We start from the raw sequence: 11,903 nt of genomic DNA, 5'->3' as shown, positions 1-11,903 counted from the left end.
CCCGCCAGAGAAGGCATCTGTGTAATGAAAATCATCGTTCTGGGTAGCGGTGTCGTCGGTGTGACATCGGCATGGTACCTTGCGCAGGCAGGGCATGAGGTCACTGTGGTGGACCGCCAGCCCGAAGCAGGCCTTGAAACCAGCTTCGCCAATGCGGGGCAGGTCTCACCGGGATATTCATCCCCCTGGGCCGGGCCGGGCGTGCCGCTGAAGTCGATCAAGTGGCTGCTGATGAAATATCGTCCCTTCGTATTCTGGCCCATGCCTGACCCGCATCTGTGGAAATGGCTGGTGCAGATGCTGGAAAACTGCACGACAGCCGCCTATGACCGCAACAAGGGCCGCATGGTGCGTATCGCGGAATACAGCCGCGACGTGATGCGCGACCTGCGCGCCAGCACCGGCATCACCTATGATGACCGCCAGCAGGGCACGCTGCAGGTTTTCCGCACGCAAAAGCAGATGGATGCCATCGCAGGCGATATCCGCGTGCTGGAACAGTACAATGTCCCCTATGAAGTCCTGACGCGCGAAGGCTGCGTGCGGGCCGAACCGGGTCTGGCATCATCGGCGGACAAGATTGTGGGCGGCCTGCGCCTGCCGGGTGATGAAACGGGCGATGCCTTCCTGTTCACCCAGCGCCTTGCGGCCATGGCGGCGAAGGCTGGCGTCACCTTCCATTACGACACCCGCATCCGCACCATGACGAATGATGGTGGCCGCATTACCGGGATCGAGACCAGTCGCGGCCAGATGGTGGCGGATTCCTATGTCCTGTCACTGGGCAGCTATTCGCCAGCCATGGTGCGCCGCCTTGGGCTGGACCTGCCGATCTATCCGGTCAAGGGCTACTCGCTGACCGCTGACATCGTGAATGAAAAGCAGGCCCCGGTTTCCACCATCATGGATGAGACGTTCAAGATCGGGATCACCCGCCTTGGCGAACGCATCCGCGTGGGTGGCACGGCAGAACTGGCAGGCTTCAGCACGAAGCTGCGCGCGCCGCGGCGGGAGACGCTGGAACATTCGGTGACCGACCTGTTCCCCGGTGGCGGCAATATCGCAGCGGCCAAATTCTGGACCGGCCTGCGCCCGATGACCCCCGATGGCACGCCCATCATCGGCCGCACGAAATATGACAACCTGTTCCTCAACACCGGGCATGGCACGCTGGGCTGGACCATGGCCTGCGGGTCGGGCCGGGTGCTGGCTGACATCATGTCGAACCGCATGCCCGACATCCCGTACGAGGATCTGGGCGTGGTGCGCTACGGGCAGTAAAAACAGTTTGAGAACAAAAGTTTTTTGGGTGCCGCCTTTTTTCAGAAAGGCGGCGTCCCCTGAAGCTTGCTGAAACAAGCTTCACCAAAAACTTCTTTATATTCTGCCTTGTATCTCAAAGACGGGTTTTGCGACCGGCCTTTATGTCCCATTCCCCGCTGCCACCGTGGCGGGGGAAAACCCATCCGGCAGGACATCCCCGCGCTGGCGCACGACCTGATAGACCGTATTGCGCAGCCAGCGATGCACCGGATCGCTGTCACGCCGTGGGTGCCATGCCTGAAATGAATGCACCGGGGGCAGTTCGAAGGGAAATTCGAACTCTTCAAGATGCATGGACCGTATGGGCAGGTAATCAATGGCGATACCCGGCAACGGCAGGATCATGTCCGTCATGCGCAGGGTTTCCACCATGGCGTAATAGGTGGGGACGACCATGACCACCCGCCGCTTCAGCCCGAAGCGTTCCTTCAGCACCGTATCGATCGGTCCGTGCGGCCGTCCCCGGCGCGACACGCTTATGTGTTCGTACCGCGCGACCGAGGCGGGCGTAATCCCCTCGGTCAGGATGGGATGGCCCGCGCGCACCAGTGCGCGGAAGGACGTGGGAAAAATGCTCTGGCGGCGTATTTCCGACCGCATGTCATCAGATGCGCCAAGATAGAGGTCGATCCGCCCTTCCCGCAGGTCGTTGCTGGGTTCCTCATCCGTTTCCGGGGCGAAGGTTATGGTGCAGCCGGGGCATTCGGCCCGCAACGCCGCAAGGATGGCAGCCCCGAACGCCCCCACGATCAGGTCATTCGCCCGCAGGGTGAAATGGGGGGACAGACCGGCAAGGTCAGGGGCATTCTGTTCCTCCAGCAGGGAATCCGCGCCTTCGACCAGCGCCTGCACCCGTTCACGGATCCCCAGCGCAAAGGTGGTGGCGACCAGCCTGCGCCCCGACGCCACCAGGATGGGATCGCCAAAGACCACGCGCAGTTTGGCGAGGGTACGGCTCATGGCGGCCTCGCTCACCTGCAGCCTGCGCGCGGCGTGGGAGACGCCTTCTTCCTCGATCAGGGCCTGAAGACTGCGCAGTAGGTCGAGATCGTAGCGTTTCCTCATGACCCTGCGTGTCTTCCCTACACTGAAACCGGAATGCAGCCGTCCCGATTATCCTGAAAAAACGGATTTGACCAATCCGCAAAATGAAAGTGTCACCTTACGCGATCATGGGTATTCGCGCACGCCCCCCGCGCCGATCATGTGTCTGTTTTCCCATCGGGACAGATAAATGTGAACGCCGCCCACGCCGCCCCTTCCTATATCCCGCCCTTTGGCATCCGCACGGTCGTGGGGTGCCTTGGGGTTCTGCTGGCCGTGCATGTCGCCGGTTTCAATGAACACATCACGGAAATCGGCCTGCCCGATATCCGTGGGGCGATGCATATCGGCCACGATGAAGGCACGTGGTTCATTTCCATCTATGAATGTTTCAACATCGCGGCGATGGCGTTCACGCCGTGGTTCTACGTCACGTTTTCCATCTACCGCTTTACCCTGTTCATGACGGCGCTGCTGGGACTGCTGGCCATTCCCGCACCCTACATGCCCGACATGACCACGCTGTGCATCCTGCGCGCGGCACAGGGGCTGTCGGCGGGGTGCCTGCCGCCCATCCTCATGACCGTCATGCTCAAATACCTGCCTGCCCCGCTGCGGGTGTTCGGCATTGGCGGGTATGCCATGAGTGCGACCTTTGGCCCCAACCTTGGCGGCCCGCTGGAGGCGATGTGGTTCGAACATGTCGGCTGGCGGTGGCTGTACTGGGAAACGCTGCCGCTGTGCGCGGTGGCGGTGCTGATGATCGGCTGGGGGCTGCCGCGCGATCCGTCGCACTGGGAACGGTTCCGCAACTTCAACTGGCGTGGGTTCATGCTGGGGGTTCCGGCCATCATGTGCGTGGTGACGGTGCTGTATCAGGGCGACCGGCTGGACTGGTTCCGCTCCCCCGTCATCACGCACCTGACATTCTGGGGCGGGGCGCTGTTCATTGCCTTCCTGGCGCATGAATGGTTCCACCACAGCCCGTTCTTCCGCATCCAGTTCTGGGGTAACCGCAATATCGCCGCATCCCTGCTGACGCTGGTGGCGTCACTCATGATCTGCGGGCTGATGACGGAAATCCCGTTCACCTACCTTGCCGATATCCGTGGCTACCGGCCCATTCAGGCAGCACCCGTGGCGCTGGTGGTCGCATTGCCGCAGCTAATCCTGCTGCCGCTGACGGCGGCACTGTGCAATCTCCGCGCGGTGGACTGCCGGTACGTGCTGGCCATCGGGCTAATCTGCCTTGGTGTTGCGGCATGGCTGGGCACGTGGCTGACGCCGGACTGGGTGCGCGACAATTTCATGGTCATCCAGATCCTGCAGGTCTTCGGGCAGCCGATGGTGGTCATCCCCACCCTCATGCTTGCAGCGCTGGGGCTGGGGCCTGCGGACGGGCCGATGATCTCGGGCATGGTGAACATGCTCAAGGGCATGGCCAACGCCATCGCCACCGCCCTGTTCGAAGTCATGCTGCGCCGGCGCGAGCAGTATCATTCTACCATGCTGCTGGACCTGCATGGCACACACGGCACGGCGCTGTCGGGCATGGGCGACCCCATTGCCGGGCAGATCGCGGCCACGTCGCCCGATGCGGGGCATGTGGCGCGCAACGCGCTGCAGATCTTCCATACCTACGTACATGAACAGGCCACCGTGCTGGCGCTGGCGGACATCTATCTGCTGGTCATGTGGATCTGCGCCTTTTTCCTTGTCCTGACGGCAATCCTGCCCGGACGTATCTACCCCCCGCGTGCGCCGGTCCCCGCACCTGCCGCACACTGAATGATCGGGTCCAAAGCAATGCCCCACAAGAAACCCATCATCCTGGCTGGCGCCACGGTCATTGTCCTGGTTGCGGCCGCATGGACCGCCGACCGGCTTGTATCGGGTAACGGCACCAGCGAATATACCAATGATGCCTATGTCACGGCGGATTTCACCACCGTGGCGCCGAAGGTGCCCGGCCGCATCGACCGCGTGATCGCGCAGGATAACGAGGCCGTCCACCCCGGCGAGGAACTGGCCCATATCGAGGACGAGGATTACCGGGCCGCGCTGGAGACAGCACGGGGTGAGCGGGAAGCGGCACAGGGCGACGTTGCGAACCTTGAGGCCGAGCTGGTGCGCCAGTCGGCCCTGATCGCGCAGGCGCATGCCAGCGTCAGCGCAGATCAGGCGCAGCTTATCTTTGCCCAGCAGAATGCGCGGCGGTACCGTAACCTGTCGGCGGACGGGTCCGGCACGCAGGAGCAGAACCAGGACAGTGCCGCCCGCCTGCTGGAAGCGCAGGCCCGTCTTGACCACGACAACGCCGCGGTCGAAGCTGAAGCCGATCAGGTCGCGGTCCTGCGCGCGCGCCTGCTGCATGCACAGGGCGCACTGGAACAGGCACGCGGGCGCGAACATACGGCAGCACTGAACCTGTCCTACTGCACCATCCCCGCCCCGGTCGAAGGCGTGGTGGGTGAACGTGGCGTGCGCGTGGGGGCCTATGTCCATGCGGGCACGGCCCTGCTGGCGGTGGTGCCGACACAGGCGGCCTACGTGCTGGCCAATTTTCAGGAAACGCAGCTGACCCATGTCCGCACCGGGCAGCGCGCGACCATATGGGTCGATACCTTTCCCGGCCACCCGCTGCATGCCCACGTGGACAGCCTGGCCCCCGCCACCGGCGTTGCCTTCGCCCCGATCCAGCCGGACAACGCCACCGGCAACTTCACCAAGGTGGTGCAGCGTATTCCCGTCAAGCTGGTGTTCGACCCCGGACAGACGCTGGCGGGGCTGGTGCGTGTCGGCATGTCGGTCGAAGCCCGCATTGATACCGTAACCCCGCCTGACGGCCCCCACGCGACGGAGGCCCGCTATGTCTGGCAGTAACATCCCGCACGCCGCACGCCATCCGCGCGCCCTGCTGACCTTTGGCATGATCGCACTGATTGCCACCGGCTGCACGGTTGGCCCCAACTATCACCGCAAACCCCAGCCAGCGCCTGCGACATGGCATGACAGCCTGCCGCCTGCCGAAAGCCACGTCACTGATGCGAAGACAGACGCGCAGTGGTGGACCATTTTCAATGACGCCACCCTGACCGCGCTGGAAACACAGGTGGCGCAGGACAACCTTGACCTGAAAGCCGCATCATGGCGCTTTGCCCAGAGCATGGCCGAACGCCGTATCGCAAGTGCGGCCCAGTTTCCCCATGCCGAAGCCAATGCCTCCTATGCCCGCGAACGCGCCAGCACCAATGGCATACTGGGCCTGCTGGGCACCATGGAGCAGCAGGGCGCCGGCACGATCGCCAGCGGCACGCAGGGCTTTGGTCCCACGGCCATGCCCGGTTCGATCGGCAATCCGTCCTTCAACCTGCCGCAGTACGGCATGAATGCAGCGTGGGAAGTGGACCTGTGGGGACATGTGCGCCGTCAGGTCGAAGCCGCCACCGCCGCCATGCACGCGACCGAGGACATGCGCCGGGGGCTTATGGTCTCACTCATGGCGGAAACGGCGCAGGATTACCTTGACCTGCGCGGCGTACAGGCACGCATGGCCATTGTCCGGCAGAACATCGACCTGGCCAGCCATACGCTGCACCTGACCACGCGCCGCCTGGACGAAGGGGCCGCGACCCGCATGGACGTGGCCGATGCATCGGGCCAGTACGAGGAATTCCGCTCCCGCCTTCCGGTGCTGCAGGATCAGGAAACGCATTTGCTCAACGCCCTGAGCTTTCTGGTCGCCCGCGAACCCGGCGCACTGACCCAGAACCTTGGGCCTGGCGGCGGCGTGCCGCCGGTGCCGCGTGAAATTCCGGCAGGGCTGCCATCGCAACTGGCGGAGCGCAGGCCCGATATTCGCATGGCGGAAGAACGGCTGCATGCCGCCACCGCCAGCATTGGCGTCGCCATTGCCGATTTCTTCCCGCGCGTGACGCTGTCGGGCAGCCTTGATGTGCAGGCGCTGCAGTTCAGCGGGCTGGGAAGCTGGGCATCGCGCCAGTACGGTTTTGGCCCGACCGCGACCTTTCCCATATTCGAGGGCGGTCGGCTGACGGGCCAGTTGCGCCTGCGCAAGGCACAGCAGAAGGAAGCCGCCATCATGCTGCAGCGCACGATGCTCAAGGCATGGCAGGAAATCGATGACGCGATGGCCGACCTGTCATCAGCGCAGAACCAGCGCGACCGGCTGGCCGCCGCCGTGGAGCAGAACCAGATTGCCGTGCGCACCGCGCAGCGCCAGTACACCGAAGGTTCGGCTGCGTTCCTGAATGTGCTGGAAATGCAGGACCGGCTGCTCGATACGCAGTCCCGCCTGGTCGAGGCGGATGTCGCGGTCTCGACTTCCGTCACCCATCTGTATCGCGCGCTGGGCGGTGGATGGGAAAGCCGTTATCCCCTGCCCCAGCCACGCCGGAAAAAAGGCTGAAAAACAAAGACGTTCTTGGTGAAGCTTTTTTCAAAAAGCTACCAGGAAGGCCGCCTTTTTGACAAAAGGAGACACCCAGAAAACCTTTATCATTCCCGGATATAACAGGCATTATTCCACTCCCGCCGCCATGGCGGTCACGCAGGCCGAAGCCGTGCGGCTGATCCCGTCAAGGCAGGCCAGCACCTCCAGCAGCCTGGCATTGCCGGGATCGGCCTTTTCCATATGGGCCAGCCGCCTGCGCGTGGCCCGGACCATGGCGATGCCGCGCGGGCTGACCGGCCGGTAGCGCACCAGCACACGCAACAGTTCGGTAATGACGTCCGATACCGTATCGCGTCGCTGCCGCTTGAGCTGGCGCAGCAGCAGGATATTCAGCCCGACGGAAGAAAACATGAGCATGAGCCGGATCCCGGCGGCAGCGCTGCGGTCCCTTTCCTGTGCGGCATGGCGCACCATGCGCCCGATCCGGTCTACGCTGGTGCCAATCCACCATTGTGGCGATGGCGGCAGGGGCACAAGGCACAGCCGCCGCAGTTCACCACGTATATGCATGCCAAAACGCAGCCGTTCGTCCCGCGCGCGGAATGGCAGGACCAGCCGGAACACCAGCACGCTCAGCCCCACCGCCAGCACCGTGTGGAAGGCACCATTCAAGAATGTGATTTCATCCACCCGGCTCTGGTTACCGGGCATGAGCAGGTTGGGCATGAGCAGTCCATAGGCCGCAGCCGCCCCCGCCGTGCCCCGGTTACATTTGGCAAGCCCGCCCACGAACAGGAATATGCCCAGCACGAAGGCGAATTCCTCGTAATCCGTAAGATAAGGCAGGATCCACAGGTCAAGGGTGCCCGCGGCAACAGCCGACCATACCGCCCCCGACAGAAACCGCGTCGTGCCCACAACCGGATTTTCACGCGTGGCAAACAGCCCGCAGACCAGCGTGGTAATGGCGATGAACCCCATGCCGCCGGGCCACGCCGTGCATTCGTAAACGAAAGCCGCCAGCATGATGGCGGCGGCGCCACGCAACCCGTTATACAACGCCAGCCGGATATCGCGGTGGCCACCCAGATGGAAGCGGAAACGGTCATGCGCTGGCGGGCTGAAAATGGCGTGGCAGTGATCCAGCGCCGTTTCCAGATCATCCATCGTGGCCGCAAGTACGCCATGGGTAATGCGGGCCGTTTCCTGTTCACCATACGCCGCGCGCCGTTCAAACAGGGTGCGCAGGTGCGTGACCTGCGCCTGCACGCCGTCCAGCGCTCCGGATTTCAACCGGCAGGCCGCCAGCCGGTCACATAGATGCAGCAATTGCCCCCGTGTATCCGCCAACACTCCGTCATCGGCCAGCATGGCGCGCTCCGCCCCGCCGGACAGGCCGACAAGGCGGGTGACAAGGATCGAGACCTCCGCCAGTACGGCGCGCGCGTGATCGCCCGCATGCACCTGCCGCCCCATTTCGATGGCCGGGAATTCCAGCCCCTGATGGACCGATACCACCATGTCCGAAAACTCACCGGCATGGACCAGCGTGTCACGGTCATGCAACACGATTTCGCGCAGCAGCGTGCCCAGACGATGCAGCACGTTTTCCACCTGCGCCACCATGGTGGCCTGAGCGCGCGTGGACAGGCTGACGGTGAACAGCATGGCCATCCCCGCCTCGCACACCACGCCAAGGATAATATAGGTGGCGCGTGAAATGCCGATGAAAAACACGTTGTCCGGTGCGGATGCCGCCGCAACCGCAATGATCGAGCAGGTATAGCCCGACAGCACGAAGGCATAGGAACGGAAGTTCAGGCAGAACGTGGCAAGGAAACTGCACAGCCCGATCCATGTCGCCACGGCGGGAAAGAACAGCCATGACTGCTGTGGAAAGGCGGCAATGAACACCACGGCCGCGACAGCACCGACCAGCGTACCTACGATACGCCATCGCGCCTTGGACATGCTTTCGCCCCGGCGCACCTGCGCCACCGACCATACGGTGGCGACCGCCCATTGCGGGCTGTCCAGTTCCATCCACAGCGCAATGGCCAGCGCCACGATGGAGGCAATGGTATTGCGCAGCGCGAACGCCACCGCCTGTGGCGTGGGACAGAACAGCCAGCGCAGCATGTCCCTACCCACCGGCCAGCGCATGACCGGATCGGGCATGAAACGGGAAATATTCATCTGATCCTGCCCGTCATGGCATGGCGGACACGTTTTACTTCCCCTTATGGAAGCCGTTTGCCCATGAAAATTGTCTCAGGCAGGCCTAGCGGGCAGAGGGCGCCTTTTCATACGGGCGGTACCGTGCGGTCCACACGGCATCATTCAGCGCGGCCTCGAGCGTTTCGGGCGATGCCTGGGGGGCAACAACCCCTTCCGCCTGTCCCTGCCGGATCACGGCCCGGGCCACGGCCATGGCCACGGTGCGCAGTTCGGATACGGGCGGCAGCAGGGGCGCTGTCGCCTGATCATCCGCCCCGGTGGCGGGCGAAAGCCCCGCCAGCGCATGGGCCGCGGCAAGGAACATGCCATCCGTCATGCGCGTGATGCCACCTGCCACTACCGCAAGACCCACGCCGGGAAAGACATAGGAATTGTTGATCTGGTCCACCGGACGCTGGCGTCCATCATACTCCACCGGGGCGAATGGACCACCTGTGCCGATGATCGCACGTCCCCCCGTCCATTCCAGCAGGTCGGCGGGCGTTGCCTCGATATTGGCGGTGGGGTTGGACAGGGCGAAAATGACCGGACGCACCGACTGCCGCGCCATGGGGGCTACGATATCACGCGTAAAGGCGCCACCTTGTCCCGATGTGCCGATCAGCATGGTGGGACGGGCATTTTCCATCACCTCGGCCAGCGTGACATGGGCGGGATCAGCCACATTCCACGTTGCCGCGATATCAGCAGGCTGTACGAAGGGACGCTGGCCTTCGGTCACGCCGTCCATGCCCGTGCGCACGAGACCATTGATATCGACCATGAAGAAACGGCCGTTGGCCTCCTCAGGCGTCATGCCGTCAGTCACCATCATCTGCGCCAGCAGGTCGGCAATGCCGCAACCCGCGCCACCTGCGCCAAAAATGACGATCCGCTGCTGCGCCAGCGGGGCCGCACCGGCACGGATCGCGGCCAGCAGCGCACCCGCCGTCACCCCGGCCGTACCCTGGATATCGTCATTATAGGTGCACATCCCGCCACGATAGCGACGCAGGATCCGCAGCGCGTCCGCACCCGACAGGTCTTCCCAATGCAGGGCAATATCGGGCCAGCGCGCATTAACGGCTGCCACGAATTCGGCAATGAAAGCGTCATAATCCGCCCCACGCACGCGTTTGTGCCGCCAGCCGATATATTCCGGGTCTTCCAGCAAGGTGGCATTATCCGTACCGACATCCAGCAAGATGGGCAGCGCGCGCGCCGGGTCCAGGCCGCCGCAGGCGGTATAGAGCGACAGCTTGCCAATGGGGATGCCCATGCCATTGGCCCCCTGATCGCCAATGCCAAGGATGCTGCCGCCATCACTGGCCACGATCACGCGCACCCCGTCCCATTGCGGGTCTGACAGGATTTCGGCAATGCGGCCCCGGTCCGTGTAATTCAGGAACAGGCCGCGCGGGCGGGTCCAGATATGGCTGAATTCCCGACAGGCCCGGCCAATCGCGGGTGTGTAGATGACGGGCAGCCACGCCTCCAGCGCCTGATCGATAATGGCGTAGAAAAGCGTTTCATTCCTGTCCTGGATTTCGCGCAGCGCAATATGTCGCGAAAAGTTGTCCGGCAGCGCCGCCAGCCGCGCACGGGCAAGGTCGGCCTGTTCTTCCAGCGTTGCAATGCGTGCGGGTAGCAGGCCATGCAATCCAAACAGGTCACGTTCACGGCTGTCGAATGCATTCCCCTTGTTCAGAACTGGACAATCCAGAAGTTCCCTGCCTGACAGCGCTGTTTTGAGGGAAGTGTGACAGGTGGACTGGACTGTATCCGACATAAGAACCCGATATTGCGATAACAGTTGAAGAGTGCGCAGGATACGGATCTGCACATCTTCGTGTAGGGCATACGATTGCACGCCAACCGTACGCCAGACGCAATCATGGGACGCCTTATGCCGGATGAAATCAGTGACCTGAAGTTTTTCTGCATCCTGACCGCATCGGGCAGTATTGCCGGGTGCGCACGCGCCATGGGCATGTCGTCTGCCGCCATGAGCCGCCGCCTGAGCGCCATGGAAACCCGTCTGGGCACGCGTCTGGTCACGCGCACGTCGCGCCATTTCGCCCTGACGGCAGAAGGCCAGCGCCTGCATGAGCACGCAGTCAGGATCATGCAGGAAGTGGAGGAAGCCGAGGCCGAACTGACCGCGCGCGCCGGTATCCCGCACGGCCTGCTGCGCGTGGGCGTGCCATCGGAAATCGGGCGCAAGCTGCTGGCTGGCGTGGTGGCCGCCTTTGTCGGGCAGTATCCCGATGTCACCGTGCACCTGACCCTGTCGGATGCGGGACTGGATGTGATCGATGATGGTCTGGATATTGCCATCCGCCCCGGCATGCCATCGGATCAGGAAGTCATGACCACCAGCCTGATCAACAGCCGCCGCGTGGTGTGCGCGTCCCCTGATTACGTCGCGCGCAAGGGATTGCCCGCCACACCGCATGACCTGCTGAAACATGACTGCATCTGCCTGATCCGCCGCCAGCGCATATTCAATGAATGGGCCTATCTGGACGGCAAGGTGCGCAAGGAAATCCACGTCACACCCCGGCTTGCCACATCCAGCAGCGAGGTCGTGCATGACTGGGCGGTAAACGGGCGGGGCATTGCGCTGAAGGTACTTTGGGATATTGCCGATGACCTGAAATGCGGTCGTCTGATCGAATGTCTCAGCACCTATGCATGGGAGGACGTGACGCTGTATGCCGTCTATCCCTCGCGCGCGCACCTGCCCTCGCGCACGCGGTTTTTCCTTGATTTCGTGCGGCGTGAACTGCGCCAGAACTATTTCGGGACGTAAGAGAAAGTTTCTGGTGACGCTTTTTCAAAAAGCTTCGAAGAACGCCGCCTTTTTGAAAAAAAGGCGACACCCAAAAACTTTTCTTTTTTATCA

The 11,903-nt window shown here is 63.0% G+C and carries 8 protein-coding genes; 5 read left to right on the top strand and 3 right to left on the bottom strand.

Annotation, left to right across the window (positions count from 1 at the left end; all coding sequences use genetic code 11):
• Positions 1-24: 24 nt before the first annotated feature.
• The gene (locus AC1RQ9_RS09680; protein ID WP_485986688.1) at positions 25-1,281 is read left to right on the top strand and encodes a D-amino acid dehydrogenase; all 1,257 of its coding nucleotides are present in this window, start codon (positions 25-27) and stop codon (positions 1,279-1,281) included.
• A gap of 141 nt (positions 1,282-1,422) precedes the next feature.
• Here AC1RQ9_RS09680 and AC1RQ9_RS09675 read toward each other — a convergent pair whose 3' ends face one another.
• Entirely contained in the window at positions 1,423-2,388 is a 966-nt protein-coding gene (locus AC1RQ9_RS09675) for a LysR substrate-binding domain-containing protein (RefSeq protein WP_485986687.1), read from the bottom strand.
• A 171-nt stretch (positions 2,389-2,559) separates the two neighbouring features.
• Between AC1RQ9_RS09675 and AC1RQ9_RS09670 the strand changes: the two genes are divergently transcribed.
• From AC1RQ9_RS09670 to AC1RQ9_RS09660, 3 genes are read left to right on the top strand one after another with little or no spacing between them, the layout of a single operon-like run.
• The gene (locus AC1RQ9_RS09670; protein WP_193731505.1) at positions 2,560-4,155 is read left to right on the top strand and encodes an MFS transporter; all 1,596 of its coding nucleotides are present in this window, start codon (positions 2,560-2,562) and stop codon (positions 4,153-4,155) included.
• Positions 4,156-4,173: 18 nt separating this feature from the next.
• Positions 4,174-5,250 (top strand): HlyD family secretion protein, encoded by a 1,077-nt coding sequence (locus AC1RQ9_RS09665; protein WP_485986686.1) that lies wholly within the window; start codon positions 4,174-4,176, stop codon positions 5,248-5,250.
• On the top strand, positions 5,237-6,796 hold the full coding sequence (locus tag AC1RQ9_RS09660; RefSeq protein WP_485986685.1) for an efflux transporter outer membrane subunit: 1,560 nt from the start codon (positions 5,237-5,239) through the stop codon (positions 6,794-6,796). The genes AC1RQ9_RS09665 and AC1RQ9_RS09660 overlap by 14 nt, the downstream gene beginning before the upstream one ends.
• A 111-nt stretch (positions 6,797-6,907) precedes the next feature.
• On the opposite strand, the gene AC1RQ9_RS09655 is transcribed toward AC1RQ9_RS09660, so the two are convergent.
• Together AC1RQ9_RS09655 and AC1RQ9_RS09650 are read right to left on the bottom strand one after the other, a co-directional pair.
• The gene (locus AC1RQ9_RS09655; protein ID WP_485986683.1) at positions 6,908-8,977 is read right to left on the bottom strand and encodes an FUSC family protein; all 2,070 of its coding nucleotides are present in this window, start codon (positions 8,975-8,977) and stop codon (positions 6,908-6,910) included.
• Between the two features lie 85 nt (positions 8,978-9,062).
• The gene (locus AC1RQ9_RS09650) at positions 9,063-10,787 is read right to left on the bottom strand and encodes an NAD-dependent malic enzyme (RefSeq protein ID WP_485986682.1); all 1,725 of its coding nucleotides are present in this window, start codon (positions 10,785-10,787) and stop codon (positions 9,063-9,065) included.
• Positions 10,788-10,892: 105 nt separating this feature from the next.
• Here AC1RQ9_RS09650 and AC1RQ9_RS09645 point away from each other — a divergent pair, with 105 nt between their 5' ends.
• Positions 10,893-11,810 carry a LysR family transcriptional regulator gene (locus AC1RQ9_RS09645; RefSeq protein ID WP_227672385.1) on the top strand — a complete coding sequence of 306 codons (918 nt, stop codon included), beginning with the start codon at positions 10,893-10,895 and terminating at the stop codon, positions 11,808-11,810.
• The last annotated feature ends 93 nt before the right edge of the window (positions 11,811-11,903 follow it).

Source organism: Komagataeibacter ossonobensis (assembly GCF_057359305.1).
The sequence above is the reverse complement of the archived record's forward strand: the minus strand, read 5'-3'. Positions and strand labels throughout refer to the sequence as shown.